General features: G+C 46.6%; 34 protein-coding genes, 2 rRNA genes and 1 pseudogene. 7 read left to right on the forward strand and 30 right to left on the reverse strand.

The window, feature by feature from the left end:
• Positions 1-125, forward strand: a 23S ribosomal RNA gene (locus tag QZW47_RS25990); the annotation flags it as partial.
• Positions 126-191: 66 nt separating this feature from the next.
• Positions 192-309: ribosomal RNA gene (gene rrf, locus QZW47_RS25995) — 5S ribosomal RNA — on the forward strand.
• 380 nt (positions 310-689) lie between these two features.
• Here rrf and QZW47_RS26000 read toward each other — a convergent pair.
• Positions 690-1,523, reverse strand: a pseudogene (locus QZW47_RS26000) (IS630 family transposase).
• Between the two features lie 204 nt (positions 1,524-1,727).
• Between QZW47_RS26000 and QZW47_RS26005 the strand changes: the two are divergent.
• A complete protein-coding gene (locus QZW47_RS26005; protein ID WP_293133787.1) occupies positions 1,728-2,645 on the forward strand; it encodes a fructosamine kinase family protein in 918 nt (305 codons plus the stop codon).
• A 190-nt stretch (positions 2,646-2,835) separates the two neighbouring features.
• On the opposite strand, the gene QZW47_RS26010 is transcribed toward QZW47_RS26005, so the two are convergent.
• Entirely contained in the window at positions 2,836-4,536 is a 1,701-nt protein-coding gene (locus QZW47_RS26010) for an ABC-F family ATP-binding cassette domain-containing protein (RefSeq protein WP_293133790.1), read from the reverse strand.
• Positions 4,537-4,631: 95 nt separating this feature from the next.
• Here QZW47_RS26010 and QZW47_RS26015 point away from each other — a divergent pair, with 95 nt between their 5' ends.
• The 3 genes from QZW47_RS26015 to QZW47_RS26025 all read left to right on the forward strand — a co-directional run bounded on the left by QZW47_RS26015 (position 4,632) and on the right by QZW47_RS26025 (position 5,748).
• A complete protein-coding gene (locus QZW47_RS26015) occupies positions 4,632-4,811 on the forward strand; it encodes a hypothetical protein (RefSeq protein WP_293133793.1) in 180 nt (59 codons plus the stop codon).
• 218 nt (positions 4,812-5,029) lie between these two features.
• Positions 5,030-5,404 carry a XisI protein gene (locus QZW47_RS26020; RefSeq protein WP_293133796.1) on the forward strand — a complete coding sequence of 125 codons (375 nt, stop codon included), beginning with the start codon at positions 5,030-5,032 and terminating at the stop codon, positions 5,402-5,404.
• Between the two features lie 47 nt (positions 5,405-5,451).
• On the forward strand, positions 5,452-5,748 hold the full coding sequence (locus QZW47_RS26025) for a hypothetical protein (RefSeq protein ID WP_293133799.1): 297 nt from the start codon (positions 5,452-5,454) through the stop codon (positions 5,746-5,748).
• A 617-nt stretch (positions 5,749-6,365) separates the two neighbouring features.
• Here the strand turns inward: QZW47_RS26025 and QZW47_RS26030 are convergent.
• Positions 6,366-6,722, reverse strand: coding sequence for a helix-turn-helix transcriptional regulator (locus QZW47_RS26030; RefSeq protein ID WP_293133802.1), 357 nt, complete (start codon positions 6,720-6,722; stop codon positions 6,366-6,368).
• 50 nt (positions 6,723-6,772) lie between these two features.
• Positions 6,773-7,132 (reverse strand): transcriptional regulator, encoded by a 360-nt coding sequence (locus tag QZW47_RS26035; RefSeq protein ID WP_293133805.1) that lies wholly within the window; start codon positions 7,130-7,132, stop codon positions 6,773-6,775.
• A 138-nt stretch (positions 7,133-7,270) separates the two neighbouring features.
• Between QZW47_RS26035 and QZW47_RS26040 the strand changes: the two genes are divergently transcribed.
• Positions 7,271-7,708 carry a hypothetical protein gene (locus QZW47_RS26040; protein ID WP_293133808.1) on the forward strand — a complete coding sequence of 146 codons (438 nt, stop codon included), beginning with the start codon at positions 7,271-7,273 and terminating at the stop codon, positions 7,706-7,708.
• Between the two features lie 33 nt (positions 7,709-7,741).
• Here the strand turns inward: QZW47_RS26040 and QZW47_RS26045 are convergent, their stop codons facing one another.
• The 26 genes from QZW47_RS26045 to rplP form a co-directional block, all read right to left on the reverse strand.
• Positions 7,742-8,230: a hypothetical protein gene (locus QZW47_RS26045; protein ID WP_293133811.1), complete on the reverse strand. Its 489-nt coding sequence runs from the start codon at positions 8,228-8,230 to the stop codon at positions 7,742-7,744.
• 46 nt (positions 8,231-8,276) lie between these two features.
• On the reverse strand, positions 8,277-9,980 hold the full coding sequence (locus tag QZW47_RS26050; RefSeq protein WP_293133814.1) for a type II toxin-antitoxin system HicA family toxin: 1,704 nt from the start codon (positions 9,978-9,980) through the stop codon (positions 8,277-8,279).
• Positions 9,981-10,448: 468 nt separating this feature from the next.
• On the reverse strand, positions 10,449-11,546 hold the full coding sequence (gene prfA, locus QZW47_RS26055; protein ID WP_293133817.1) for a peptide chain release factor 1: 1,098 nt from the start codon (positions 11,544-11,546) through the stop codon (positions 10,449-10,451).
• Positions 11,547-11,970: 424 nt separating this feature from the next.
• On the reverse strand, positions 11,971-12,279 hold the full coding sequence (gene rpmE / locus QZW47_RS26060; protein WP_293133820.1) for a 50S ribosomal protein L31: 309 nt from the start codon (positions 12,277-12,279) through the stop codon (positions 11,971-11,973).
• Between the two features lie 215 nt (positions 12,280-12,494).
• A complete protein-coding gene (gene rpsI / locus QZW47_RS26065) occupies positions 12,495-12,908 on the reverse strand; it encodes a 30S ribosomal protein S9 (protein ID WP_194067224.1) in 414 nt (137 codons plus the stop codon).
• Positions 12,908-13,363: a 50S ribosomal protein L13 gene (gene rplM / locus QZW47_RS26070; protein WP_293133825.1), complete on the reverse strand. Its 456-nt coding sequence runs from the start codon at positions 13,361-13,363 to the stop codon at positions 12,908-12,910. Before rplM ends, rpsI begins: the two co-directional genes overlap by 1 nt.
• A 117-nt stretch (positions 13,364-13,480) precedes the next feature.
• Positions 13,481-14,323 (reverse strand): tRNA pseudouridine(38-40) synthase TruA, encoded by an 843-nt coding sequence (gene truA / locus QZW47_RS26075; protein WP_293133828.1) that lies wholly within the window; start codon positions 14,321-14,323, stop codon positions 13,481-13,483.
• A 29-nt stretch (positions 14,324-14,352) separates the two neighbouring features.
• Positions 14,353-14,703, reverse strand: a complete 351-nt coding sequence (rplQ, locus tag QZW47_RS26080; RefSeq protein ID WP_293133831.1) for a 50S ribosomal protein L17 — start codon at positions 14,701-14,703, stop codon at positions 14,353-14,355.
• A 132-nt stretch (positions 14,704-14,835) separates the two neighbouring features.
• On the reverse strand, positions 14,836-15,780 hold the full coding sequence (locus QZW47_RS26085; protein ID WP_293133983.1) for a DNA-directed RNA polymerase subunit alpha: 945 nt from the start codon (positions 15,778-15,780) through the stop codon (positions 14,836-14,838).
• 174 nt (positions 15,781-15,954) lie between these two features.
• Positions 15,955-16,356 carry a 30S ribosomal protein S11 gene (gene rpsK / locus QZW47_RS26090; protein WP_265233150.1) on the reverse strand — a complete coding sequence of 134 codons (402 nt, stop codon included), beginning with the start codon at positions 16,354-16,356 and terminating at the stop codon, positions 15,955-15,957.
• Between the two features lie 87 nt (positions 16,357-16,443).
• On the reverse strand, positions 16,444-16,827 hold the full coding sequence (rpsM, locus tag QZW47_RS26095) for a 30S ribosomal protein S13 (RefSeq protein ID WP_293133838.1): 384 nt from the start codon (positions 16,825-16,827) through the stop codon (positions 16,444-16,446).
• 88 nt (positions 16,828-16,915) lie between these two features.
• Positions 16,916-17,029: a 50S ribosomal protein L36 gene (gene rpmJ, locus QZW47_RS26100; protein ID WP_015178722.1), complete on the reverse strand. Its 114-nt coding sequence runs from the start codon at positions 17,027-17,029 to the stop codon at positions 16,916-16,918.
• A 362-nt stretch (positions 17,030-17,391) separates the two neighbouring features.
• Complete coding sequence (gene infA, locus QZW47_RS26105; RefSeq protein WP_006276978.1) at positions 17,392-17,616, reverse strand: translation initiation factor IF-1; 225 nt, start codon at positions 17,614-17,616, stop codon at positions 17,392-17,394.
• Positions 17,617-18,032: 416 nt separating this feature from the next.
• Positions 18,033-18,611: an adenylate kinase gene (locus QZW47_RS26110; RefSeq protein ID WP_293133851.1), complete on the reverse strand. Its 579-nt coding sequence runs from the start codon at positions 18,609-18,611 to the stop codon at positions 18,033-18,035.
• A gap of 5 nt (positions 18,612-18,616) precedes the next feature.
• A complete protein-coding gene (secY, locus tag QZW47_RS26115; protein WP_293133854.1) occupies positions 18,617-19,921 on the reverse strand; it encodes a preprotein translocase subunit SecY in 1,305 nt (434 codons plus the stop codon).
• A 102-nt stretch (positions 19,922-20,023) separates the two neighbouring features.
• Complete coding sequence (gene rplO / locus QZW47_RS26120; protein ID WP_293133857.1) at positions 20,024-20,470, reverse strand: 50S ribosomal protein L15; 447 nt, start codon at positions 20,468-20,470, stop codon at positions 20,024-20,026.
• A gap of 136 nt (positions 20,471-20,606) precedes the next feature.
• Entirely contained in the window at positions 20,607-21,152 is a 546-nt protein-coding gene (rpsE, locus tag QZW47_RS26125) for a 30S ribosomal protein S5 (RefSeq protein ID WP_293133860.1), read from the reverse strand.
• 144 nt (positions 21,153-21,296) lie between these two features.
• A complete protein-coding gene (gene rplR / locus QZW47_RS26130; RefSeq protein ID WP_293133863.1) occupies positions 21,297-21,659 on the reverse strand; it encodes a 50S ribosomal protein L18 in 363 nt (120 codons plus the stop codon).
• Between the two features lie 314 nt (positions 21,660-21,973).
• Positions 21,974-22,522, reverse strand: coding sequence for a 50S ribosomal protein L6 (gene rplF / locus QZW47_RS26135; RefSeq protein ID WP_293133866.1), 549 nt, complete (start codon positions 22,520-22,522; stop codon positions 21,974-21,976).
• A gap of 249 nt (positions 22,523-22,771) precedes the next feature.
• Positions 22,772-23,176 carry a 30S ribosomal protein S8 gene (gene rpsH / locus QZW47_RS26140; protein WP_194010353.1) on the reverse strand — a complete coding sequence of 135 codons (405 nt, stop codon included), beginning with the start codon at positions 23,174-23,176 and terminating at the stop codon, positions 22,772-22,774.
• 22 nt (positions 23,177-23,198) lie between these two features.
• Positions 23,199-23,744, reverse strand: coding sequence for a 50S ribosomal protein L5 (rplE, locus tag QZW47_RS26145; protein WP_293133873.1), 546 nt, complete (start codon positions 23,742-23,744; stop codon positions 23,199-23,201).
• A 525-nt stretch (positions 23,745-24,269) separates the two neighbouring features.
• Entirely contained in the window at positions 24,270-24,632 is a 363-nt protein-coding gene (gene rplX / locus QZW47_RS26150) for a 50S ribosomal protein L24 (protein WP_293133876.1), read from the reverse strand.
• Between the two features lies 1 nt (position 24,633).
• Positions 24,634-25,002 carry a 50S ribosomal protein L14 gene (gene rplN, locus QZW47_RS26155; RefSeq protein WP_193973611.1) on the reverse strand — a complete coding sequence of 123 codons (369 nt, stop codon included), beginning with the start codon at positions 25,000-25,002 and terminating at the stop codon, positions 24,634-24,636.
• 128 nt (positions 25,003-25,130) lie between these two features.
• Positions 25,131-25,379, reverse strand: coding sequence for a 30S ribosomal protein S17 (rpsQ, locus tag QZW47_RS26160; RefSeq protein WP_293133887.1), 249 nt, complete (start codon positions 25,377-25,379; stop codon positions 25,131-25,133).
• Between the two features lie 71 nt (positions 25,380-25,450).
• Entirely contained in the window at positions 25,451-25,693 is a 243-nt protein-coding gene (gene rpmC, locus QZW47_RS26165) for a 50S ribosomal protein L29 (protein ID WP_293133890.1), read from the reverse strand.
• 147 nt (positions 25,694-25,840) lie between these two features.
• The gene (rplP, locus tag QZW47_RS26170) at positions 25,841-26,260 is read right to left on the reverse strand and encodes a 50S ribosomal protein L16 (protein ID WP_293133986.1); all 420 of its coding nucleotides are present in this window, start codon (positions 26,258-26,260) and stop codon (positions 25,841-25,843) included.
• Between the last annotated feature and the right edge of the window lie 43 nt (positions 26,261-26,303).

The following is a 26,303-nucleotide window of genomic DNA, read 5'->3' on the forward strand; positions in this document are numbered from 1 at the left end:
CAAGATGAGTCTTCTCATGGAGTTATCCAGTAAGGTCACGGGCAGAACACCCGTTGATAGGCGTTAAGTGGAAGTCCTGAGAGGGATGAAGCTGAGGCGTACTAATAGACCGAGGGCTTGACCTCTATTTTTTGATGGTGTTGATGACTTAATTCTATGCAGTCTTCAGGGTTTTACACCCGACACTCTTTCTAGGTGTCTATGACGCAGTGGCACCACTCCGATTCCATCCCGAACTCGGTTGTTAAACGCTGCGGTGGCGAAGATATTTGGCGGGTCACTGCCTGAGAAAATAGCTCGATGCCTGGGATTTAATTTAAAAAAAACACAGCTCCTTTCTGAATACCAGATTGGGGCTTTGTTGTTTGAATCGATCGCACTTATTACCTCTTTTGTTCTATCAATTTGAAAAAGTTTTGCGACAGTGATTAATTCTATAGAGATTATCGGTCATTTGCATAACTCCGGGTCGGATACGGCAATGCCGTTTCCCTACAGAACAGATGAGATACTCTAATTTAGGTAGTAGCAATATTTTTTATAAATTGTATAAGCAGAGTTTTCTCATGACTAATTTAGATGGCTGAATCTTTAGTCTGTACGATCGCCTTAACACCAGTTACACCCATATATAGCAACCGCCAAGGCGGTTAGGACGCAAGGCGTAACACATCCAAGGGTCGCATCTCTCAAGGAAACTGATTCTTCTGTTTGCGAATTAGACTTTTTAGCCAAGACCAGCATTGTTCAATTTTGTTTAAATCTGGGGAGTATGGTGGTAAATATAACAGTCTACACCCGGCATTTTGAATCAATTCCTGAATCCGACCACCTTTATGAAAAGTAGCATTATCCATCACTATCACCTGTCCTGTAATCAGTGTTGGAACCAAACAAGTTTCCAACCACATTTCAAAAACTGTTCGATTACACGCTCCCTCGATCGTAAAAGGGGCACTCAATTTATGGTTACACAGAGCCGCAATCATATTCATTCGACCCTGGCGTCGCCCAGATTTCAGTGCATGGAACCGTTGACCTCTCTGGTTCCAAGCATAATCATACTGATCTCGATTATCCATCCCCGATTCATCAATATAGACAATCCGCTCCGAAGGAATTGTAGCCAACTCGGCTACAAAAGCCTGCCGCTTTGCTTCATCCCGTTCACGGTAGCCGTAGGTTTTTTTTTTCGAGTAAAACCAATCTTATTCAAGGCTCGTGAAATCGTGCGTGAGCTAATTTCTCCATCCCAAATTGAGGCCATTTCAACTTGAGTTTTATCCCCATTCGTCTCGGCAAATTCACGAAATTTATTCCAATCAGTAATTTTATGACCATTACCGGGAGGTTCATTGGGTAACGCTAAAAAGTCTCCTGTTTCCGTTGGTCGCTTCAACCATAAGCTGATTGTGTTGCAACTGATACGCTCACAGTATACTTGCTTCATAAATCTTTAAGCCATCTAGTTTAATAGCTTGAATGACTTTCTGACGTAGGTCGTAGCTATAGGGTTTGGGCATGAGTTGTGCGATCGCGAAGCAATAAAAGAGACTATTCTCAGTTTACACCCTAACCGCCTTGGCGGTTGCTATAATACTTGAGGCGGCCGTCAGTTATTGGTTACCAAAGCCAAAATGCGATCGACAAATCAACAAAAATATCAATAGCAAAGTGTCGTCAGTCAGATAAACTAATGGCGATCGCCCTCAAAACGATTTGATCCTATGTGGGACAAAATTGCCACGCACATCTGTGAAGCCACCGGAGACACATTTTCGATCAACAACCGCCGTTCAGTCAGCGGTGGCTGTATCAATCAAGGCTATGCTATCAGTAGCAGTACCCGCACATATTTCGCCAAAATCAATCAAGCTTCCCAAGTCGCGATGTTTGAAGCTGAGGCGCTGGGTTTGCAGCAAATGGCCCAAACCCAAACGATTCGCGTTCCTCAAACCATTTGCTGGGGAACAGAAGGCAATTCTGCGTATATTGTGCTCGAATGGCTGGATTTGCGAGGGGGCGGAGGCGAGATAGCCTGGGCAGAAATGGGTCGTAAACTGGCTCAAATGCACAAATACATCCCCCCGAGTCCGCCCTTGCCAATGGGGGGAGAAGATGCTAATGATAGCTTACCGAGGGGACGTTTTGGTTGGAGTGTAAATAATACGATCGGCTCAACTCCTCAAATTAATAACTGGACTGCTGACTGGGCAGAATTTTGGGCCCAACATCGGATTGGTTATCAGTTAAAACTCGCTAGGAGTCAGGGCGGAAATTTCAGTCGGGCGGAAAGCTTGTTAGCAGCTATTCCGAAGTTGTTGGAGGGTTACAAGCCTCAACCTTCTCTAGTGCACGGGGATTTGTGGGGAGGAAATGCGTCGATAACTGCTGCGGGGGAACCAGTATTTTTTGACCCAGCCACTTATTGGGGCGACAGAGAAGTTGATATAGCAATGACGGAACTATTCGGCGGTTTTTCCGCAGCCTTTTATCGTGGTTATAATGAAGTTTGGTTGCTGGACTCAGGCTATGAAAAGCGCAAAATGCTTTACAACTTATATCATATTTTGAATCACTTTAATTTGTTTGGCGGGAATTACGAGTCGCAGGCGAATCAAATGATCAATAAAATTTTGGGTTAAGATTTAAGCAACTCTGGACACGGCAATGCCGTTTCCCTACCTCAAAATAATCATGAGGAGGACACAGAAATGCCGTTTCCCTACCCCAAAATAATCGCGATCCTAATCGAATGATGTAACCATCGCCCAATGAATTAATTGTAGGGACACGGCAATGCCGTGTCCTGATTTCTGCTTGGTGGTTGAGACTTTATTTTTGCTTAGCAGTTGCTTTTTTCTTGGCTTCCTTTTCCGCTTTTTTAGCCGCTTTCTCAGATTCAAATTTTGCGAACTTTGCTGATTCTTTCTCTTCCGCTATTTTGTCCAGATAGTAATGGTAATCTCCGAGATAAGTCCGAAACTCACCATCACGAACTTCGACTATCTTGTTAGCGACTTGGGAGATAAAATAGCGATCGTGCGAAACGATAATTACCGTGCCGTCGTAATTCTTAATTGCCTCTTCCATCATCTCCTTCGCGGGAATGTCGAGGTGATTTGTCGGTTCGTCCAAAATTAGCAAGTTCACAGGTTCCAGCAGCATCTTTGCCAAAGCTAGACGGGCTTTTTCCCCACCGCTTAAAGCACCAACGTGTTTGAATACTGTTTCACCATTAAATAAGAACCGCCCCAACAAAGTCCGAACTTCTTCATTTTTCCAGTCAGGTACTTCGTCGTGAATGGTTTGCATCACGCTCTTATTCAAGTCTAAGGCTTCTGCTTGATTCTGTTCAAAGTAACCAGGAATGACGTTATGTCCTCCCATTTTGACAGTACCTTCGGTGGGAGTTTCTAAACCCATAATCAGGCGCAGTAGAGTTGATTTGCCTGCACCATTGGGGCCAAGAAATGCGATGCGATCGCCTCTTTCAATTAATAAGTCTGCTCCCAAAAATAGGATTTTCTCGCCGTAGGTGTGCACCAAGTTTTCAATTATGGCTACTTCGCGGCCGCTGCGGGGTGCGGGCGGGAACCGGAAATGCAAAGTTTTCAAGCCGCCGGTGGGGGCTTCGATGCGTTCAATTTTATCTAACTGTTTCTCGCGGCTTTTGGCTTGGGTGCTGCGTGTGGCGCTGGCGCGGAATTTTTCAACGAAAGCTTGCTGTTTTTCGAGTTCTTTTTGCTGGCTTTCGTAGGCGCTCAGTTGGGCTTCTCTGGCTTCAGCTTTTTGCAGTAAATAAGAGGAGTAGTTGCCGAGGTAGGTGCTGGAAACGCCGCGTTCGGTTTCGACGATTTGGGTGCAGAGTCGATCGAGAAATTCGCGGTCATGGGATACAATTACCATCGGCGTAGTCAGCCCTTTGAGGTAAACTTCCAGCCATTCGATGGTTTCTAAGTCGAGGTGGTTGGTAGGTTCGTCTAACAGCAGGATGTCGGGTTTTTGGAGGAGGATTTTACCCAAACTCATCCGCATTTGCCAACCGCCGCTAAAGGCGCTAACCAATCGATCGCCATCTTCTTGTTCAAATCCGATTTCTGGTAAGATTTTCTCGATTTGAGCTTCTAAACCGTAGCCATTTAAGCCTTCAAATTGCCGTTGTAGCCGATCCATTTTATGGATCATGTCGTCGAGATTTTCTGGGGTGGCGGCTTCGAGCTCTCGGTGCACTTCCATCAAAGATTCGTGAACTTCGTTAGCTTCGCTGAAGGCGCGCCAAAATTCTTCCTTAACGGTGCGGGTGGGGTCGATTTCAAATTCTTGGGAGAGGTAGGCGATGTGAAGGCTAGCGGGGCGAATGACTTCGCCGGAGGTGGGTTCCATTTCGCCGGCGATGATTTTGAGTTGCGTGGATTTGCCGGCACCGTTAACGCCTACTAAGCCGATGCGATCGCCCGGTTTGACTTCCCAGGTGACATCTTTGAGTACGACGCCTGTGGGGTAAATTTTACTGATGTGTTCGAGTCGCAGCATTGTTGTGGGGGCTGGGGAAGGGGAGGTTTAGCGGCGGATGGGATGCCGGCGCTGAGGTCGAGTTAATCTTAACAAATTTTAATTAAATTTAGTCATTGATAATATTTGGGTTTGGGAGGGCGATCGGATTTTGGATTTTGGATTTTGGATTTTCGATTTTGGACGCAGGGGTAGCGAGAAACCGGGTTTTTGGAGAAAATACTTGGCACAAAGCCCCAGATTCTCGAAAAACCGGGTTTCTGTGGTGTGTGAGGGCGATCGCCTTTGGGATTTGAGATTTTATCGGCGCAGTCAGAAACCGGGTTTTTGACGAAAATACTTCGCACAGAGTCGCAGATTCGCGAAAAAACCCGGTTTCGAGGAGTGTGTGAGTGCGATCGGGAACTGTTTGGTATGGATGCGTAATTCCTCTTGGGTTGTAATTGATATAATTAATGGCGAATAGAAACCCAATAAATGTTGTTTTTAACCCAAAAATAGAGAAGATAATACAATGGATAGCTTAAACAATTATCGCAAACTTGTTAAGCAGCTTGTTACTGAATACGCTGAGCTTCCCGTTTTTGACAGCGGGACGCAAAACGTGACAATTTTTGATGTGGAAAATGACCGCTATATGTTCATCAATATAGGTTGGTCTAAGGAGGGGCGGATTCACCATTGTGTGATTCATATCGATATTATTGATGGTCAGGTGTGGATTCAAGCCAATAATACCGATCGCCTGATTGCTGAGGAGTTAGTTGCAGCGGGTATTCCTCCCAAATCAATTGTTTTGGGGCTGCAACCGCCTGATGTTAGACCTTATACTACTTATGGATTGCCTTCTACGGAAATGCCGATCGCAGCCCAAGAATGTTATGGCTGAGGAGTTAAGAGAGGATGAGAATTTATGATTCGATTCAAATTGCTTAATTGCTGCAAAACTTTGTTTTTCTCGATCGCACTTCCGTCCTTTTCTTCCCCAACTCCAAAGCCCGACTGACAACACCCGCAGGCCGACAAAACCAAGAACCCGACTTCCTCATCTTCCACCAAGGCAAATGGGGTATTCTGGAAATATCGCATCCCGATACAGAAAAAGACGAAACGCGCGATCGCCAGTTTGCATCCCACGGCATCCACATCATCCACTATTGTGACGCTAACAGATGCGGCGAAGAAGCCGATCGCATTGTACAAGAATTTTTAGACCTATTGAGTCAGGCATAGGGCGAGTGGTTTTCTGATAAGGGCGATTAGGGGCCCAGAAACCGGGTTTTTTACCTAATCTGTCGGTGACAACGAAGTATTTTTGTCAAAAACCCGGTTTCTTTGTCGGAGTGCGTCAGTCCATAAGGGCGATCGGACAAACACCGCTCAGCTATATTTCCCTGAAGACTCAGCAGCATTAGCCAACCTCTCCACACCCGCTCGGACAATTACCGCCAAATCTGCGATCGGCATACATTGAATTTTCTTCGGCATACATTGAATTTTCTTAAGCAACTCAATTGTTCCGCGCGCTGTGAATGATAATTTCAGTAAGTTTTTCTCTATTTTGGATGTTGTTCACGACTTAAAAGCTACTCGGCTTTACCAGTCTACTTGCCAACTGATACATCAACTGTACCTACCTAGGGCTTGCTGAATAAAAGTAGAAAGCCGACCAGATAAGGGGTTTAAGCTTTTGAAGCTCAAAGGGGTGCAAGTTATCCGCTCAGGATCGCTCAAAACCCTTGCACCTTCGTTATTCATTTATTGCTAAATTTGGTAATTTAGCAATAAACCTACGATTTTTCAAGCTGTGTAGCCTCATTTTTCCACTACATACACTTTTTCAGCAAGCCCTACCTAGAAGATTCAGCAGCAGCCGCGAGTCTATCCATCACCGCTCGACCAACCACCGCTAACTCACTAATCGGCATACACTGAATTTTTTTCAGCAGCTCGTTGGTATTAACAGGTTCCGGCATTGGCTTGCCTTCTAGATGGGCCATCAACTCTTCCATAGTAAAGCCTGCTCTTGCGGCAATCTGAGTCAAATTTTTCGTATCCGGGAGTACCTGTCCCTTCTCCCAATACTGAACAGCAGACCCAGAGACTCCCAATAGCCTACCAAAAGCACTAAAACTCATGGAGCCACGGGCTAGCTTCACAACCTCAACCAGTTTTTTCCTAGCTTCTGCGTCCACAGTATTAGTCACCAGATAAACACAACTCCTAGTTTACTGCCCAATTGACTTGGACTCCAGCCCTAATTCCCAGAAACCTCAGCAGCAGCCGCCAACCGCTCCACACCGGCTCGAACAATCACCGCTAGCTCACTAATCGGCATACATTGAATTTTCTTAAGCAACTCGTTGGTATTGACAGGTTCCTGCACCGACCTACCTTCAAGATGAGCCATGAGCTCTTCCATCGTAAAGCCTGCTCTTGTCGCAATCTGAGTCAAATTTTTCGTATCTGGAAGTACCTGCCCTTTTTCCCAATACAAAACAGAAGCAGCCGAAACTCCCAACAATCTGCCAAAGGCGCTTAAACTCATCGAGCCACGCGCTAACTTAACAACCTCGCTCAGTTTTTTCTTAGCTTCTGCGTCCACGGTATCAGCCACCAGATCACCATAATTCCTAGTTTACTTGTCTGCAAACAAATTTGTCTTTCTTGCTTGACAGCAGGACTTTTACCAGATACTATTTTAAATAGATTTAAAGATTTTATTTTACTCAAAATAACTTCAGGGGAAGCAAAAATGACCAAAAGACGCAGCCAAAACACCCACAACTCACGTCGCAACCGTCAAAGCCTCACAGCCTCCGGTTGGCTCAAACCCCAGTGCTGGCAAATTTCCAAAACGGAAGCCGCCGAAGCCCTGAGAATGCCCGTCAACCGCATAGTCAAAGTGTATCCCAAACAACATCAGGTAATAGTCGTTTATCTGAACAAGAAAGGGCAAAAATGCAGTTCCTTTTTCAGCTACCGACTATTTGCCAGATGGGAAAAAGAGACGATCGCAGCGATCGCCAGTTGTAGAAACCAGCAAGCCCTCGCGCCTCTAGAAGTCATTGTACAATACGACCTAGAACATTTCAAGTATCCCGTCCAGAGCGCCGACGCAATTTGGGAAGCCCTACTCAACCACATCCGTCAAGTCATCAGAGAACAAAGGCTCAGCCTAGCTTGCGCCTAGTCCCCCATTAACCCCCACCTATGTCGATCATGGTTAATGCTTGGGAAAATCGATTCCTGACATAGATATTCCTTGCATCTTCTGTACATATCGTCCTTGAGCCGCTACACACTCTGCCATTTTTTTAGCCTGTATGGGTTGACTCCTGGGATCTGGTGAGGTGCCTCTATACTCCCATACACCACCACGACCACTATTTATTACTTTTCCATTTTTTTCTAAGATTAACTCTTCTCCGGTAGCATCAATATAGAATTTCCCCTTTTGAAAAGACACGCTGCTAATTGTGATATCTTCCACTCCCTTGTAAGGATTTGCAGGGCCATTGACAATCTTAATACAGATTCTATTGTTTTTATGTGCAATTTCTCTCCGGGAATTATTGAACATGGTTCCTTGAGAGTAGTAAGTTCCTGTGGGTAGAATTGTAGAATCTTGTTGATTACTTTGAGCAGATGACAAGGATGAAATTGATAAAAGAATAGAACTAGCAATTAGTATTTCGAGTACCCTAAATTTCATTTTCTATTAAACTCCATTAAAATTATTTTTTTCCGATTCAACATGATCACAGATTATCTAAAAAATCCTCTCTGGTTATATCCGCTTGCCGAATAATAGCCCTGAGTGTCCCACGCTTTAATGATTGACCCTCATGTATTGGTACGGGGACAGAAATTGTTCGTGTTATCGTTTTTTTCAGGATAACATGGCTGCCTCTTTGCCTATCTTCGGTGAATCCCAAACGCTCTAAAGACCGCACCGCACCTCTGCCTGAAATATTTCTCAATCTAGACCTAGCTCCAGCAGAAGAGGAACTATCTATAACTATCTCTTGATTATCTGATATCAAAGAATTGTTATCATCCATTATATTTTGCAAATAACGGATTTGCTCTTTAGCTGACTTTAGTTTTCGGTCTAAGTCAGCATTTTCCTCTTCTAGCTTGTGATTTTCTTCTAAAGCTGAATTTAGTTCTCGGTTTAAGTCAGCCTTTTTCTCTTCTAGCTTGTGATTTTCTTCTAAAACATAAACTTCAAAATCCCTTGATCCTGCTTTGATCCGCTCTGATTCTGCCCTAGATCCTTCTAGAGCAGCATTGAGTTCATTAATATTAGGTATTGTTTCTAACTGTTGCTCTAGCTGACGAGATTGCTGTTGTATTAAATCTCGATCGCGCTTCAAATCAGCTATTTTCTGATTGAGCGCTTCACTCCGCTGCTTTGCTTCAGATTCTCGCTGATACGTTTCTTGCAACTCTTGCCGTAGTAATTGCAAGTCTTCTAAAGTTTGAGCAGTTTCTTGCTGTTGCTCTTCTTTAAAAGCCAGTTCGCTTTCATAAGATGCAATTTGATTTTCCAGTTCTCTCTTATTTTGCTCCTGTCCTTGCCGATAAGATTCCAGTTCAGCAAGACCTCTCTCTCGCTGGTCAATTAATTCGATAGTTTGCTGGTTTTTCTCTTCTAATTGCAGCTTGATCTGTTGAATTTCCCGCTGTAATTGTTTCTGTTGCTGCTGTGCAAGGCGCTGCTCATATTCTGCTTCCCGCTGTAATTGTTCCCGTTGTTGCTGTGCAAAGCGCTGCTCATTCCGTTTGGTATATAAAACCAGCTCAAGAATTATCCACGCGGTCAAACTACTAACAAAAAATAAAGCGAATGTGGATGTGTAAAGAGTCCGGGAACCTGTTACTTTAAATGGCTCTTTAATCCAATTAGTATAATCTTCAATAAATGTCGGCGGTACTCCCCGGACATAGTACACACGACCGATTATTTCTCCTGAGTTAACTTTACCAGTAGGGATGGGTTTACTATCATCACGTTTAACATATTGCCGCTCTGCTTGCAGCGGAGGTGGATTTTGTAGTAAGTCGTATGGATGATTTGATAAAGTTGCTAATGAAATTTCCTTTGTCCACTTAAGAGAAGATTTTGATTGATAAAGAATTTGCTCGGATAGGCAATCTTTGGTAGCCATTTTGCAATCGGTAACAATCAGCCCAAATAATCCATAGTTGCTGTCTAAAGTTCGCTGCAATTCTCCTATGTTTCCTTCTAATAAGGTATAGGATAGTTTTCCTGGCAGAGTATGAGATAACATATTGAAATCAACTGTTTGCACACGAAAGATTGTGCCATGCCAATAGCTGTTATGATGTCCCCAGTTTTTTAAAGTCCCCAGACTAAAAGAAAAGGTCGCGAGCAGGGTAAATCGCCCCAAACTCTTCATCAGCGTAGTCGGGTTGATTCGGGGAAGTTTTTGCTTCATAATGTGATTCATAAGGTTAACAGCCAAATGAATCTGAGTGAGAATATATCTAATCCCACATTCCGCACTTCAAGATGTAATATGTAGTTATTATATTTATTGAGTAGCTTAGCGAACGCTAAAACAAAAAAGAACTAAGTGTTTATACGCGAACGAGACAAATAAAACGTCAAAAAACTCAGAATTTTCGTATTACTTGGCATACTACAAATTGACGTGCGGAATGTAGGATCTCATATAACTTAAGCTACCGACTATTTGCCAGATGGGAAAAAGAGACGATCGCCACAATTGCCAGTTGTAGAAACCAGCAAACTCTAGCGCCTCTAGAAATCATCGTACAATACGACCTAGAACATTTCAAGTATCCCGTCCAGAGCGCCGACGCAATTTGGGACACCCTACTAAACCACATCCGCCGAGTCATCAGAGAACAAAGGCAGACCCAAAAATGCGCCTAGCGCTCGATCAATTAGAAGTAGAAGCAGCCAATTCAGCCAAACGATCCTGCTGATCCTGAGAAATACAAGTCTGAATAATCTCCTCAATATCCCCTTCCAAAACACTATTGAGCGAAAAATTCTCCCCCAAACGGTGGTCGGTAGCCCGATTATCCTTATAGTTGTACGTGCGAATCTTCTCCGATCGCGAACCAGTACCAACCTGCCCCAAACGCCGCTCCTTCACCTCATCCTGCTGCTCTCGCAACTTAATGTCATAGAGCTTCGCGCGCAAAATCTGCATCGCCCGCTCCTTATTCTGCAACTGACTGCGCTCCTCAGTACAGAAAATCCGAATCCCAGTCGGCTTGTGAAACAAATCCGCCGCAGTTTCCACCTTGTTCACATTTTGGCCGCCAGCACCGCCAGATCGAGCCGTACTCATCTGAATATCCTTCGGATCGATGTGGATCTCCACCTCATCAACCTCCGGCATCACAGCCACCGTCGCCGTCGAGGTATGCACCCGGCCGCCAGCCTCAGTCACCGGCACACGCTGCACCCGGTGAACTCCAGCCTCAAACTTCAGCTTGCTATAAACGCTATCGCCCGTGATTTCCAGAATCACCTCTTTAAAGCCACCCATGTCCGCCAGTGACTCGCTCACCAACTTCACCTGCCATCCTTCAGTTTGAGCGTAGCGCGAATACAGCCGCAGCAAATCACCCGCCCAAATACTAGCCTCATCTCCGCCAGTACCTGCGCGAATTTCCAGCATAATATTCTTGTCATCGTTCGGATCGCGCGGTAGCAGCAACACCTTCAAACGACTTTCCAAATTCTCCAGCTTCGACTCAAGTTCCTCAACTTCCATCCCGGCCATAAGCTGCATTTCTCGATCGCTCGCAGCCTCCTTAAGTACCTGTCGCGCACCCACCAAATCGTCCTGAGTCGTTTTCCACAGATCAAAAGTATCGACTACTGCTTCTAAGGACGATCGAGCTTTTGCCACCCGTTGGAACTCATAATTATCTCTAGCCACATCCGGGTCAGCCATGCGGCGAGTCAACTCATGAAAAGTTTGCTCTACCGACTTCAATTTATCCAGCAAATAAGATTCAGCCATGTCAAATGTCCTCCGTCAATCGATTTTAGATTTTAGATTTTAGATTTTAGATTTTAGATTTGAAGAGAAGTTGGGATAGAATCGCGATCGAACTCAACCGCCAGCCGTAGCAACTCTTCAATCTAAGCTCTCCAATCCGAGGGCGGATAAATTTTAGATTTGAGACTTGAGATTTGAATAGCAGTTGAGATAGAATCGCGATTCTATCTCAACTGCCTGGATAAGCTGTTGCGGCATTTAAATTCTGTATCAAGAATTAGTCCAACTCTTGTTTGTGGGGTGGGCTTTGAGCCTCGCCCCGAATATGCAATTTAAATGTGTAATAGCATAGCAATCTCAAATCTAAAATCTCAAATCCGAGAGCAGTCAGTTACCAGTAGAGAAAAAACTACTCCCAACCAACTGCGGACAAATGACAATCCGGCTACTTCTTCTTTTTGGCTTTAGCAGCAGCTTTAGCAGCATCTGCTTTGGGGTCTTCCATTTTCAGCGGCCCAGACATAGCATCTGCCTTGGGCATTTCTACGTCCGTCATGCCGTATTTGCGCATAAAGCGTTCCACACGACCTTCAGTATCAATAATCTTCTGAGTGCCAGTATAAAAAGGATGATTTCCAGACCAGACATCAACTTGAAGCTTTGGTCTAGTGGAACCAACAGTCATCACGTGTTCGCCGTTGCAATAAACCTGAGCTTCGGGATACCACTCAGGGTGAATACCATCTTTCGCCATTTTTTTTACTCTCTAAATTTTTGACTTTACAACCATTTTAGCTGCCGCAGGACTTGTAGACCAACAACAGCACCAATTTTGTCTTATACCTTGTGGAACCAGGAATCAGGAATCGGAAATAAACTTTAAAAAAAAGCAGATAAAATCTGAACGATTCTTGCCTTTTCTTTCTTCCTTCTTCCTTCTTCCTTCTTCCTTCTGCCTTCTGCCCTCGATTACCGCTTCGAGTATTGAGGAGCCTTGCGAGCTTTCCGCAAACCGTACTTTTTCCGTTCTTTTGCCCGCGGGTCGCGAGTCAAATAGCCCTCAGTCTTCAGAGGCTTGCGGTTGTCGGGGTCTAACTGACACAGTGCTCTAGCGACACCCAACCGAATCGAGTCAGCTTGACCTGTCAAGCCGCCGCCTTCGACTTTCACCAAAATGTCATACTCATTTTCGAGACCCAAAGTTTCCAGAGGAGCCTTAGCGAGTGCCAAATAAGTAGGGTTGAATTGCAGGTACAAATCTCCTTCTTTACCATTGACAGTCAGTATGCCAGTGCCGGGAACCAAACGTACCCGCGCTACGGAACACTTGCGGCGACCGGTACCCCAGTACACAGCGCGGCCGGATGTATCTGTTGCTTGCATTACTCATTTCCTCCCGGAATCGTGTGAACAATTAACTCTTCTGGTTTTTGAGCTTGGTGCGGGTGGTTGGGGCCAGCGTACACCTTCAGCTTAGTAAACAGTTGTCTGCCCAGAGAAGTGTGAGGCAGCATTCCTCGGATAGCTTCTTCGACAATTCTTTCGGGCAAACGTGCTTGCAATTTGGCAAAAGTTTCTGTTTTCATGCCGCCCGGTCTGCCAGAGTGGCGGCGGTAGATTTTTTGGGTGCGTTTTTTGCCAGTAACAGCGATTTTGTCAGCATTGATGACAATTACGAAATCGCCGGTATCCATTGAAGGAGTGTAAGTGGGTTTGTGTTTACCCCGGAGGTACATGGCAACTTCAGTTGCCAGACGGCCCAGCCGCTGGTCGGCGGCATCGACCACGTACCACTTGTGCTCTAGGGAGTCTTTAGTAGGGACGTAAGTTTTGTTCATTGTTAGTTGTCAGTTGTTATTTGTTAATTGTTATTTGTTAATTGTTATTTGTTATTTGTTAGTTGTTATTTGTTAGTTGTTGCCAATAACTAATAACCAATAACTAATAACTAATAACTAATAACCAATAACTAATTTCGGCTGAGTGTCGTACCAAACATCGGTGGGAAAGGGAAAGTCCTGATAGCCAACCCGCAACAGGCATAAACCTTGAGCGGGAGCGGCGTATTTTACCATTTCTCGGCGTTCGTTGACCCAGATATCAGTGAAATTGTCGATCGCCCTTTCCCCCTGACCCACCTGCACCAGCAACCCCACCAGCAGGCGCATCATCCCGTACAGAAACCCGCTCGCCTGAACCTCAATATAGATAAGAGGCCCAGAACGGTGACACTCTGCCGCTTGTACGTCCACCCAAGAATGCGGGCGAGCAGACCCCGCGCGGTGGAAAGCAGCCAAGTGATGCCGCCCGATTAGGGGTGTCAAAGCTGCCTGAATCTTGGATTCATCCACAGGTGCGTGATAGCAGTGCCAAGCATAAGGACGCACAAACAGATTAGGAATCGGGTCTGTATAAAGGGTGTAGCGATAGCGCCGCCAACTGGCTGAGAACCGAGCGTGCCAGGTAGGTTCCACCTTTGCCGAAGCTCGAATTAAAATATCTTTTGCCAGTCGAGAGTTGAGAACGCTTGCCCAGCGGTGAGCCGGAATTGGGCCATCAGCATCAAAATGGGCTACTTGAGCAGCGGCGTGAACTCCCGCATCCGTTCTCCCGGCCGCGTACAGCGTTACCGGGCGTTCCAGCACATTTGATATTGTTGTTTCAATTTCTTCTTGTACTGTACGCTGGTTCGGCTGTCGCTGCCAACCGTGAAAGTCAGTGCCGAGGTATTGGATTACCAAAGCAATGCGTTGTGTCGATCGGGCATTTTCGATTGGGGATTTTGGATTGTCAGTCATAAATCAAAAATCTCCAACCCAAAATTGCATTAAACCAGTTCAACGATCGCCATTTCGGAATTGTCTCCTTGGCGGGGGACAGTTCGCACTACGCGGGTGTAGCCCCCGTTGCGCGAGCCGTAGCGTTCTTGGGCAGCCTCAAACAAGGCGTGTACTAACTGTTTGTCATAGATATAGCCCATAGCTTGCCGGCGAGCGGCCAAGGAGCCATCTTTGGCCAAGGTAATCATTCTGTCCGCTTCTGGACGCAGCGCTTTGGCGCGGGCGAGAGTGGTAGTGATTTTACCGTGGCGGATTAATTCGGTGGTCAGCGAGCGCAACATGGCGCGGCGTTGGTCAGCCGGTTTGTTTAGTTGGGGGACGCGACAGCGGTGACGCATAGCAGTTGGTAATTGGTAATTGGTAATTGGGCGCGGGGATAGACAGTCTGAGAGCTCGGGCGGTGAATTCTTCTTGGTTCTGAAGAACTCACGCACTGAAAATGCAGAACTTTTTTACCCGTTACCCGTTGATTAACTTTTAGCTGATTTTTCCTGTGGCAAGGTAATGCCCAAGCGTTTTTGTAAAGCTTCAATCACTTCTTCTGCGGACTTCTGCCCGAAGTTCTTAATCTCGAGCAAGTCTTCTTGGGTATAATCCAATAAGTCTGCAACTGAGTTGATCTGAGCCCGCTTGAGACAGTTGTAAGCCCGGACTGACAACTGCAATTCTTCGATCGGAATTTGGCTCGTAGGATCGGCCTCACCTGGATACTCGGGTTTGAGAGAATCTTGGGTGATGTCTTTGAGAGGTGCAAATAAATCTACCAGGATGTGTGCAGATTGACTCAGAGCTTCTTGAGGAGTCACGCTGCCATCAGTCCAGATTTCCATAACCAGCCGGTCTTTCTCAGAACTGCCACCGAGCCGAGCATCTTCCACGCTGTAGTTGACTCTGCGAATCGGCATAAAGATAGCGTCAATTTGGAGAAAATCCAAAGCCGACCCATCATCGCGACTGCGGTCTACTGCTCGATATCCGATGCCTTTTTCTATTCTGAATTCCATTTCCAGAACAGATCCCGGTGAGAGAGTCGCAATGTACTGCGATTTATCGATCAATTCCACCTCAGAGGGCAAATCGAATCGATCGGCAGTAACTGTGACTGGCCCCTCAATCCGCAACCTACCGATTTGTGGCTGCTGGGAATGAGTTTTGAGAACAACCTCTTTCATGTTCAGGAGAATTTCCAGAACGTCCTCACGTACCCCTTCGATCGTGGCAAACTCGTGATTGACGCCCGCGATGCGGACTGAAGTTACTGCTGTTCCTTCCAAATTTGACAGCAGAACTCGCCGGAGCGCATTCCCAACAGTTGTTCCCTGACCGCGATCGAGCGGTTCTAGAACAAATTTTCCGTACTGACTGCGGTCTTTGTCAGTATTAGACTCTATACATTCAATTTGAAACTGCGCCACGGAGTGACCTCCCTTTTCCACTTTGGATTTTTGATTTTGGATTTTAGATTGCAGAGCATACCCCTGAACGGATTTCGGATTTTGGATGGACGGGGCAACAGTTAGAACCATTATTTTTTGACTTTAAGCAGTTAGCCAATATCCAAAATCTAAAATCTAAAATCTCAAATCGTTTTAGACTCTACGCCGCTTGGGAGGGCGACAGCCGTTGTGAGGAATTGGGGTAACATCTCTAATTAGGGTAATTTCCAGTCCTGCTCCTTGCAAGGCCCGAATTGCAGTTTCTCGACCTGCTCCCGGCCCGCTTACCATTACTTCTATTTGGCGCATTCCCTGGTCATTGGCTCTGCGAGCTGCACTTTCTGCTGCTGTTTGAGCTGCAAAGGGAGTACCCTTTTTAGCTCCTTTGAAACCGCTGGAACCTGCTGATGCCCAGGATATTACTTCGCCATTTAGGTCGGTAATAGTCACAATCGTATTGTTAAAGGTAGACTGGATGTAGCCTACCCCATTCGGTACGTTACGCTTCTGCTTTTTTGCACCAGATTTCTTGCCTGTTTGTTGTCGTGGCGGCATATTAGTCTCTTTATCGTTTTCATTGAATTACTCTCCCCAAAGCCGGGGAAACAGTCGGCAGGAACATAAATTTCCTGCAAACTGCTGTTATTTCTTGGACGGTGCTTTTTTCTTGCCCGCCACTGTACGGCGGACGCCACGACGGGTTCTAGCGTTGGTACGGGTTCGTTGACCCCGCACAGGCAGACCCAAACGGTGACGCCGACCGCGGTAAGTCCCGATATCCATCAGGCGCTTGATGTTCATTGACTCCCAGCGCCGGAGGTCTCCTTCGATTTGGTAGGTGCTTTCTACATGAGCCCGTAGAGTAGTCACGTCGGCCTCTGTTAAATCCTTGACGCGAGTGTCAGGATTTACGCCTGTTGCAGCGATAATTTTTTTGGCCCGCGACAGGCCTATTCCGAAAATGTATGTCAGACCTATTTCGACGCGCTTATCGCGTGGAAGGTCTACACCGGCAATCCGTGCCACACTTTTTGTCTCCCTAGTTTTCCTATTTGGCTACAATATTGAATTAGGCAGCACCTGCGTGCAGTGCCCAGCCCAATCTTCCTGTTTTCTAACCTTGGCGCTGTTTGTGTTTCGGGTTAGTGCATATCACCATCACTCGACCGCGACGGCGGATGACGCGACATTTCTCACAAATTTTTTTGACAGATGCTCGAACTTTCATCTTTCTTCCTGCCTGGAGAACCCCGCTCTACCGGAGAGCACGCACGCTGACCCGTAGAGCGGTGGGAGGAGAGGCTGGGCAAGGTGTAGGCCTCTCCTCGATTAAATTGTATAAAGTGCGGGTTGTTTTATGAAGGAGCTCGCTTGCACCCACTCCCATTGCTGGGTAAAGTTCGCGTGCGCCAGAATGTTGGCGATCGATACTTAAACGGCGTAGCAATGACTTAACCCGGTACGCCGCTGGGTTGTTGACGCCCTTCTCGGCAACACTACAAACGTAGCATTATAGCATAAATTTGAAGCTTTTTACCAAATTCTCTCTAATTAAACTTAGAATTAGTTTTTAGAAAGTTTTATCTAAGCCTATTTTTTCCGAAGGCGATAAGTAATCCTGCCTTTGGTCAAGTCGTAGGGAGTTAATTCAACTTTGACGCGATCGCCAGGCAGAATTTTGATGTAGTTGCGGCGGATCTTGCCAGAAATGTGAGCTAGCACGTTAAACCCATTATCTAGGTCAACGCGAAACATCGCATTCGGCAGTGATTCCGTCACTGTCCCTTCCATTTCAATTAAATCTTGCTTAGACAATTTGGTATTTACCTCAACTCTACATTTGATTAACTAGGAGTGTCCCGGCGTTTGCTTCAAAACCTATTTACCAAGTAAGGAGGGGCCGATTTTAGATTTTAGATTTTAGATTTACTCCACAGATGCATCAAAGGAGCAGGAACTTCGGTCTAAAATTTGGGATCTCGACGACGATTGTCGGTGGCTTGTCTCCGTTTTGGGCGGGTTGAAGGCGAACGGGGCAATAATTCAGGTAACTCGATCGACTGCTTGACTCAATTAACCGCTTGCTTGAGCTTTACTTGAGTAAAGTTGTGGCAAGTAGAATCGAGTTCAATTTTGTTTCTCGCAACCCTCACAAAACCTGATAGCACAAAAAGCTCCTAGTTAACAGATCTTAGCAAAAGCTGGTGAGTAACAAGCTGTATTGCGAGGGTTCAACAGTCGCCAGAGAGCGCTTGTTGCAGTTCTGCGGTGACTACTTCCATGTCGCGATCGCCATCAACCGCAACTAACTGTTCGCGGGATCTGTAAAACTCAATCAAAGGCTCAGTTTGCTCGCGATAAACTTGCAACCGGCGGCGGATCGTCTCCTCATTGTCATCTTGGCGGCCCCGCGACAGCAGGCGAGTCACCAAAACATTATCAGGGACATCCAAATTGACAGCTCGCAGAGCGCAGTCCTTACCAGAGGTAGCCCCAGTACCAACATCACAAAGCAGTTTGTCAAAAAACGCTGCCTGTGCCACAGTACGGGGAAAGCCGTCGAGAATCCAGCCTGCACCAGCATCTGGTTCATTCATGCGTTCTTGTACGATATCCATCAATAACTCGTCGGGAACCAACTCACCAGCATCCATGTAGGATTTAGCTTTTACACCCAAGGGAGTTTTCGCAACCACGCAGGCGCGGAGGATGTCACCCGTTGAAATGTGGGGTATTTTCCAGAGAGCGGCTAAAAGCTGAGCCTGAGTTCCCTTGCCGGCCCCTGGAGGCCCCATAAAAATCAATTGCATTGCGATTACTTCACCATTCCTTCATATCGCTGGGAGATGACGTAAGTTTGAATTTGCTTGGCAGTTTCGATCGCCACACCCACTAGAATTAGTAGGGAAGTTGCACCAAACCCTCTAAAAGTTTGGACGCCGATCGCGCTTTCTACAGCCGTTGGTACAATGGCCACCAGACCGAGAAAAATCGCTCCCAAGAAAGTCAAACGGTTCAAAACCTTCTCCACATAATCGCTGGTTTTCTGACCGGGGCGAATCCCAGGAATGCTGGCGCCCATTTTCTTCAAGTTCTGAGACATATCTACGGGGTTGACAATCAACGAAGCGTAGAAATAACTGAAGAACAGAATCAAAGTCAGATAAAATAGCGCGTAAGCCCAAGGCGCAGGGCCGTTCGGACTCAACACATTAGCAACTTGAACCAAAAACGGCTGATTGAGAGACTGAGCGAGGAAAGAAGGCACAATCAACACCGAAGATGCAAAAATAATCGGCATCACTCCGCCTTGATTCAAGCGCAGGGGTAGATAGCTGCGACTCTCCCGATAAACTTTGCGACCGACTTGGCGGCGGGCAGAAATAATCGGAATCCGGCGAGTACCTTCCTGAACAAAAACAATCCCGACAATCGTCACCAAAAAGACCAGCAGCAGAACAATTACGCGGCCTACAACTTGCGTGTCGCCACTTTGAGCCAATTCAAAAGTTTGTCCCAAAGAGCGCGGCAAAACCGACACAATGTTGATAAAGATCAGCAGCGATGCTCCGTTCCCGATGCCTCGCTCTGTCACCACTTCCGATATCCACATGACAAACATCGATCCGGCCGTAAGAGCCAAAGCAGTTTGTGGTATGAAGAAAGGCGATGGAGATTGAGCAAAAGGGCTGACCCAAATCGCAATGCCAATGCTTTGCAGAATAGCCCAGCCCAAAGAAACGTAGCGAGTAATTTGAGAAATCTTGCGCCGCCCTGCTTCGCCGTCATTTTTCTGCATATCTTCTAAACTTGGCAGAGCCGCAGTTAGAAGTTGCACAATAATTGAAGCATTAATGTAGGGCAAAATCCCCAGCGCGAAAATCCCCAAAGCTGACAGCCCGCCTCCTGAAAACAAGTCCAAAAAGCCAATTAAAGGGCTATTTTGGACGTTTTGGGCAAAGGCGGCGCGATCGATGCCGGGGACTGGCAAGTGAACACCCAGGCGTACTAAAATCAATAAGCCAATAGTGACGAGGATGCGGCCCCGCAAACCAGCAGCTTGAGCCATCTGCATGAACGTCTCTTGTGCAGTTGGCGCTTTCTCTTTACTAACGTCCATAGTTACGATTTTGGATTTTAGATTTGGGATTTTCGACTAAATCATTTTCTGATAGCAAGCTTGAGGATTTGAGATTTGGACAAACTCTCAAACCTCAAATCTTCACGCAACTACTTCGCAACTTCCGCCGGCGGCTTCAATTTTGGTGCGAGCACCTGCGGTAAAGGCCGCCGCGCGCACTTGCAGAGCCACATTCAGTTCGCCATCTCCTAAGATTTTCAGCGGCCCGTCGTCAGTAGTGACAATTTTTGCTTCGATCAAAGAGGTGAGAGTAACTTCTGTGTTGGCTGGCAGTGATGCTAATTTACTTACATTAATGGTAGTGTACTCTTTCCGGTTCACTAAAGGAAAGCTCTTCAGCTTGGGCAGGCGGCGGTAAAGAGGATTTTGACCACCTTCAAAACCGGGTCTAGTGCCGCTACCGGCTCTAGCTTTTTGACCGCGCATCCCTTTACCGGAACTCGCGCCTTGACCGGCAGAAATACCTCTACCCAAGCGACGCGGGCGTTTTGTGGAACCCGCTTTTGGTCGGGCGTCTTGCAATCTCATAGTTTTGATAGTTGGTAATTGGTAATTGGTAATTGGTAATTGGTAGTTTTGAGTTTTGAGTTTTGAGGAATGAAAGATTTTTATTCAAAACTCAATACTTAATACTCAAAACTGACAATGTCCAGTTCCCTAGTCCTTAACCGTAGAGGTTTTCTACTGGAATTCCGCGCTCTTGAGCAACTTCGGATAAGGTGCGAAGAGTGGAAAGGGCGTTGACTGCGGCTCTAGCGTTGTTTAAAGGATTTCCTGAACCTAGCTGTTTGGCTAAGATGTTGCGGACTCCTGCTAGTTCGAGAACAGTTCGCACTGCTCCCCCTGCAATTACCCCGGTTCCGGGTGCTGCTGGACGCATCATGACTTTGGCTCCGCCACCTGCACCGTTGATGGGGTGAGGGATGGAGTTAGCTTTGGTGAGGGGGACTTCAATTAGGTGCTTTTTGCCGTCAGCGACGCCTTTTTTAACGGCACCGATTACGTCGCTAGCTTTGCCGACTCCCACTCCAACTTGACCGCGTTCGTTGCCGATAATGACTATGGCGCGGAAGCTGAGTTTTTTACCGCCTTTAACTACTTTGGTAACGCGACGAATCTGAACAACCCGTTCTTGCCATTCGGATTCTTTTTCGCGCCCTTTGTTGTTATTGCTTTTTTTCTTGTTGCGCTGTTCTTTTTGTTCTGCCATGTTTTGTCCTTGGGGAATTGAGGATTAGTAACTGGTAGTTGGCATAGAGAAATTAACAATTAGGAATTAAGAATTTTGTTATAGATTCTCTTTTCCTTCTTCCTTCTTCCTTCTTCCTTCTTCCTTCTTCCTTCTTGCTTCTTCCTAAAAGTCTAACCCGGCTTCGCGAGCTGCATCTGCGAGGGCTTTAACGCGACCGTGATAGAGGTTGCCTCCGCGATCGAATACGACTTGAGCTATGCCAGCGCTGGAACACCGTTTGGCAATCAACTGACCGACTTGGACGCTCGCGGAGCAGTTGCCACCAGAAGTGAGATTTGACTTCAATTCTGGATCGAGGGTTGACGCAGCAGCCAAAGTGTGCTGTGCAGTGTCGTCGATTACTTGAGCGTAGATGTGATTGGACGATCGAAATACCGCTAATCTTGGACGTTCGGCAGTACCGAATACCTTGCGCCGCACGCGGCGGTGTCTGCGGTGGACTGATTCCTTGCGAGTAAGCTTCATATAAATACTCGGTAAATGGGAAACTCAGAGTTTTTAGACCTGAGAGAGAAATGACACTTCGGATTTGCTCAATTGAGCCTCCCTTGCGGGGTGATGTTAGCTTCGCCAATGTTTTAAGAGCTTTTTCGACTTGCAACACTGTCTCAGTGACCTTAAGACTGTTTAATTGCAAATGACAGAGCAGGGAACTAGCTACGCATCCACAGGGTGTCGTGACTCCAAAAACGTAGACCTCGAAAGTCTTAGGCTGGTCAGTATGGCTTGTGGGAATTACCCCTACAAGCCCAGTGTCTTTAGACCTGGGTTACCGACTGTTACTTCTTACCTGTTTTGCCTGTTTTACCAGCTTTGCGCCGGACGACTTCGCCGCTGTAGCGAATGCCTTTGCCCTTGTAAACTTCGGGCGGACGCACCGCGCGGATGCGGGCTGCTGTGTTGCCTACGAGTTCTTTGTCAATGCCGGAGACAATGACGTTGGTGTTGCCTTCAACTGCCATGGTGATGCCTTCTGGAGGAGGCATTTCAACGGGCTTGCTGTAACCGACGTTTAAAATCAGGTTCCGTCCTTGAACCTGTGCCCGATAACCTGTGCCGATAATTTCCAGACGACGCTGAAAGCCTTGGGATACACCTTCGACCATGTTGGCGACAAGGGTGCGACAGAGGCCGTGCAATTGTCTGGCGACGCGAGATTCGTCCCGGCGGGTAACGAGTAAAGTCTCGCCTTCCATTCCTAGGAGGATTTCGGCGGGGATTACTCGGGAAAGTTCACCTTTAGGGCCTTTGACGGCTACTTTTTGACCGTCTAGGGTGATGGTGACTTTTGTGGGGATGCTAATCGGACGCTTGCCAATTCGCGACATAGTTTTTGTCCTTTGTTTTTAGTTTTTAGTGTTTGATTATTAGTATCTAGTTATTAGTCTTTAGCGATCGACTTTTGAGTTTTTTTCCATGGTATGCGTAATTAATGACTCGTAATAAACAAGTACAATTCGCCGACACTCATGAGTGGATAATCCCCAAATCTTAGACTTTTGTTTAAGCTTGCAGATTGAATGCTGCAAGTTAATCTAAAATCTAAAATCGACTGACTAATGACTAATGACTAATGACTACCAAACATAACAAAGCACTTCACCGCCTAAACCTTGGCGTCGAGCTTCTCGATCGGTCATAATGCCGCTGGAGGTGGAGATAATGGCAATGCCAATTCCGCCTAATACTCTGGGCAGTTCTTTGCGGTTCGAGTAAACGCGCAGTCCTGGTTTGCTGACTCGCTTAAGTGCCGTGATAATGGGCTTGCGAGTTTTACCTTTGTACTTTAGAGAAAGCACTATAGTTCGCTTTACGCCTTCTGGTTCTGCTTCTTCAAATTCGCTGATAAAGCCTTCGTTTTTGAGAACTTGGGCGATGCTACGGGTCATTTTTGTAGCTGGAATTTGTGTTGTTTGGTGGCGCGCCATGCAAGAATTGCGAATGCGCGTCAACATATCTGCTATGGTATCGTTAGCTGCCATCTTTTGCTTCTTACTCTAGTGCTTAGTTGTCCCGGAACGGCATTCCCATTTCTTTAAGCAAGGCACGTCCTTCTTCGTCGGTATTTGCTGTGGTGATAATTGAAATGTCCATGCCTCGAATTTGATCGATGCGGTCATATTCTATTTCTGGAAAAATTAGCTGTTCTCTCAGGCCCAAGCTGTAGTTTCCGCGCCCGTCAAAGCTTTTGGGACTGATACCGCGGAAGTCGCGGATGCGGGGGAGTGCGAGGTTGATGAGTCGATCGAGAAAATCGTACATCCGATCGCCACGCAGCGTCACCATCACGCCGACTGGTACTCCTTTGCGGATTTTGAAGCCTGCGATCGCCTTTTTCGCTCGCGTCACGACGGGTTTTTGCCCGGTGATGATCGCAATTTCATTCAGCGACGAATCCAATGCCTTAGCATTTTGAGAAGCTTCTCCCAAACCCCGGTTCACGGTGACTTTGATAAGTTTGGGAACCTGATGGATATTAGTATATTTAAACTGATCCATCAGTTTAGGAACGATTTTACCTTGATAAAGAACTTTGAGTTTGTCCGGCATAGTTTTTGTGTTTCGTTAACTGTCCCTGGGCTTGGTCAGGGAATTGTTCTTTTTGATACTCCCCATGGCTAAAGGCGAGGGGATTCTTGAAGAGTCCAGAGTCGGATGTTCAAAGGCGCTATCAAGTCGCCGCTACTCACTCCGTTTAAATTTCTTCAAACATTGCGTATACTTTGTTTTTTGCGAACGCGAGTCCATCGCTAGCCAACAGATACGGTACGCTCTACATCCTGCTATTGTTTGCTATGAGAACTATTCCGAATCTGAGTCGGATCTGTCCGTTGCCGGAATTGCTCGCCCTCTAGGATGTTTCAACACGTAGATGGTTATTCTTACTCGATCGTCTTTTATGATCACATCATTTGCTGACTAACCACGTAAAGAAATATTGAAGGCGGTTGAAACCGCTACCGACTTTTCCCCGTGTCTAAAGCCAGGGGCTTGTATCTCGTTCTTTGTCAGTTGACATTTGTCAGTTGTTAGTTGTTAGTTAGGCACTAATGACTAATAACTAATGACCAATGACTAATTATCGAGGATTTCTCCGGTTTTTTTGAGTTGTCGCAGTTTGCGGCCGTCTTCACTAAATGTATAGCAGACGCGGCTGGCGATTTTCTCTTTTTCGGAATAGTGCATGACATTTGAGCTGTGGATGGGAGCTTCAAAGGTGACGATTTTTCCCGATTCCCCTTCTTGTTGGGGCTTGACGTGCTTGGTTCTGATATTTACGCCTTTAACAATTACTTTGCTGACTTTAGGATATGTCTTTAAGATTTCTCCGACTTTTCCTTTCTCTTTGCCAGTAATTATTTGCACGGTGTCGCCCGCTTTGACGTGCATTCTGTGGCGTTGCGGTTCGCTAGTTGGTTTACCCTTTTTTCCGTACATTTTAAAGTACCTCTGGGGCTAAGGAAACGATTTTAGTAAAGTTTTTGTCGCGGAGTTCGCGGGCGACTGGCCCGAAAACGCGAGTGCCTTTGGGGTTGCCTTCGGGATTGATAATCACGGCGGCGTTGTCGTCAAAACGAATGCTCATGCCGCTGTCGCGACGTAAGGCTTTGCGGGTTCTGACAATGACGGCTCTGACGACATCGGATTTTTTGACTGCCATGTTGGGGATGGCGTCTTTGACGACGGCAATGATGACATCGCCGACTCCGCCGTAGCGGCGGTTGCCGCCTCCCAATACGCGGATGCACATGAGCTTGCGGGCTCCGCTATTGTCGGCGACATTGAGGTATGTCTGGGGTTGAATCATGGTGATTTGGGAAAAGGTAATTTGATGCTTGCTAACTGCTAAGTGCTAATTGCTGCTAATTGATGGTTAATCAAAGGGTCGATCGAGAAAGCCGATTATCGCACTTTCGAGCAATTAGAAATTAACTGTTAACCCTTTGTTGCACCGAAAATCTCAGCAACCGTCCAGCGTTTGGTTTTGCTCAGAGGGCGAGTTTCAGTGATGCGGACGCGATCGCCCGATTTGCACTTATTTTCTTCGTCGTGAGCTTTGTATCGCTTGGTGCGGACTACGATTTTGCCGTATTTGGTGTGGGAGGAGCGGTTTTCGATCGCTACCACGACGGTTTTATCCATTTTGTCGCTGACTACTACGCCAACTCGTTCTTTAACTGCCATACCTACCTATTGTTGTTGTGCAATTGAGTTTTTTTGAACTGCTGTGCGAACCTCGGCTCGGCTGCTGCTGACTACTCGCTGACTGCGGTGGGAGCAGACTTGAGAGCTGCCTCAGCAGCGATTTGGCGTTCGCGTTCAACTGTCATTAATTGAGCCAGCCGGTGTTTGGCGTGCTTGAACAGGTGAGGCTTTTCCATGCGGCCGGTAGCTTGCTGAAGCCGCAAGTCCATTAGTTGGCGCTTGACGGCTAAAATTTGCTCTGCTACTGCTGCATCGCTTAATTCTCTAGCTTCTTTAATCTTGGTCAAAGACATAATTGTGTGCTTTATCGTTAGCGGTCTAGTAGCGGTCTAGTGAAGACAGAATTCTTTCTGATGCTGAAGACCGAAGGGAAAAAAAGTTGTACGTGCCAGATTTTAAATTTCTGACGAATGCAGACTCAATTCTACCTTCGATCGCCACTATGACGGGCTTTCTTCGCGGGTGATGAACTTGGTTTTAATCGGTAATTTGAAAGATGCCAAACGCATTGCTTCGCGGGCAATTTCTTCGCTGACACCACCAATTTCAAACATGATCCGACCGGGTTTGACGACGGCTACCCAAAACTCCGGTGCGCCTTTACCAGAACCCATCCGGGTTTCTGCTGCGCGCTGGGTGACTGGTTTGTCGGGGAAAATGCGAATCCAGATTTTGCCGCCCCGGCGGATATAGCGGGTCATGGCGCGCCGTCCGGCTTCTATTTGGCGGGAAGTGATCCAGGCTGGCTCGATGGCTTGGAGGGCAAAGTCGCCAAAGCTAACTGAGCTGCCGCGGGTGGAAATACCGCTCATTCGCCCGCGCTGTTGTTTGCGGAATTTTGTTCTTTTAGGGCTTAACATGACTGAGGGAATTGGGAATTGGGAATTGGGAATTGGTAATCGG

Origin of the sequence: Microcoleus sp. bin38.metabat.b11b12b14.051 (assembly GCF_013299165.1) — a bacterium.
GTDB lineage: Bacteria > Cyanobacteriota > Cyanobacteriia > Cyanobacteriales > Microcoleaceae > Microcoleus.

Coding starts and splice junctions, on each gene's coding strand:
- rplE (WP_293133873.1), bottom strand. CDS start 23,744: ATGCCGGACAAACTCAAAGTTCTTTATCAAGGTAAAATCGTTCCTAAA.
- QZW47_RS26050 (WP_293133814.1), bottom strand. CDS start 9,980: ATGAAGCAAAAACTTCCCCGAATCAACCCGACTACGCTGATGAAGAGT.
- rplM (WP_293133825.1), bottom strand. CDS start 13,363: ATGAACAAAACTTACGTCCCTACTAAAGACTCCCTAGAGCACAAGTGG.
- rplN (WP_193973611.1), bottom strand. CDS start 25,002: ATGATTCAACCCCAGACATACCTCAATGTCGCCGACAATAGCGGAGCC.
- rplR (WP_293133863.1), bottom strand. CDS start 21,659: ATGAAGCTTACTCGCAAGGAATCAGTCCACCGCAGACACCGCCGCGTG.
- rpsI (WP_194067224.1), bottom strand. CDS start 12,908: ATGCAAGCAACAGATACATCCGGCCGCGCTGTGTACTGGGGTACCGGT.
- rpmJ (WP_015178722.1), bottom strand. CDS start 17,029: ATGAAAGTTCGAGCATCTGTCAAAAAAATTTGTGAGAAATGTCGCGTC.
- QZW47_RS26040 (WP_293133808.1), top strand. CDS start 7,271: ATGACCAAAAGACGCAGCCAAAACACCCACAACTCACGTCGCAACCGT.
- rplF (WP_293133866.1), bottom strand. CDS start 22,522: ATGTCGCGAATTGGCAAGCGTCCGATTAGCATCCCCACAAAAGTCACC.
- QZW47_RS26005 (WP_293133787.1), top strand. CDS start 1,728: ATGTGGGACAAAATTGCCACGCACATCTGTGAAGCCACCGGAGACACA.
- QZW47_RS26020 (WP_293133796.1), top strand. CDS start 5,030: ATGGATAGCTTAAACAATTATCGCAAACTTGTTAAGCAGCTTGTTACT.
- QZW47_RS26045 (WP_293133811.1), bottom strand. CDS start 8,230: ATGAAATTTAGGGTACTCGAAATACTAATTGCTAGTTCTATTCTTTTA.
- rplP (WP_293133986.1), bottom strand. CDS start 26,260: ATGTTAAGCCCTAAAAGAACAAAATTCCGCAAACAACAGCGCGGGCGA.
- QZW47_RS26110 (WP_293133851.1), bottom strand. CDS start 18,611: ATGCAATTGATTTTTATGGGGCCTCCAGGGGCCGGCAAGGGAACTCAG.
- rpmC (WP_293133890.1), bottom strand. CDS start 25,693: ATGTCTTTGACCAAGATTAAAGAAGCTAGAGAATTAAGCGATGCAGCA.
- rpsE (WP_293133860.1), bottom strand. CDS start 21,152: ATGGCAGAACAAAAAGAACAGCGCAACAAGAAAAAAAGCAATAACAAC.
- rpsQ (WP_293133887.1), bottom strand. CDS start 25,379: ATGGCAGTTAAAGAACGAGTTGGCGTAGTAGTCAGCGACAAAATGGAT.
- truA (WP_293133828.1), bottom strand. CDS start 14,323: ATGACTGACAATCCAAAATCCCCAATCGAAAATGCCCGATCGACACAA.
- prfA (WP_293133817.1), bottom strand. CDS start 11,546: ATGGCTGAATCTTATTTGCTGGATAAATTGAAGTCGGTAGAGCAAACT.
- QZW47_RS26010 (WP_293133790.1), bottom strand. CDS start 4,536: ATGCTGCGACTCGAACACATCAGTAAAATTTACCCCACAGGCGTCGTA.
- rplO (WP_293133857.1), bottom strand. CDS start 20,470: ATGAGATTGCAAGACGCCCGACCAAAAGCGGGTTCCACAAAACGCCCG.
- secY (WP_293133854.1), bottom strand. CDS start 19,921: ATGGACGTTAGTAAAGAGAAAGCGCCAACTGCACAAGAGACGTTCATG.
- rpmE (WP_293133820.1), bottom strand. CDS start 12,279: ATGGCGAAAGATGGTATTCACCCTGAGTGGTATCCCGAAGCTCAGGTT.
- rplX (WP_293133876.1), bottom strand. CDS start 24,632: ATGTACGGAAAAAAGGGTAAACCAACTAGCGAACCGCAACGCCACAGA.
- rplQ (WP_293133831.1), bottom strand. CDS start 14,703: ATGCGTCACCGCTGTCGCGTCCCCCAACTAAACAAACCGGCTGACCAA.
- rpsH (WP_194010353.1), bottom strand. CDS start 23,176: ATGGCAGCTAACGATACCATAGCAGATATGTTGACGCGCATTCGCAAT.
- rpsK (WP_265233150.1), bottom strand. CDS start 16,356: ATGCCGCCACGACAACAAACAGGCAAGAAATCTGGTGCAAAAAAGCAG.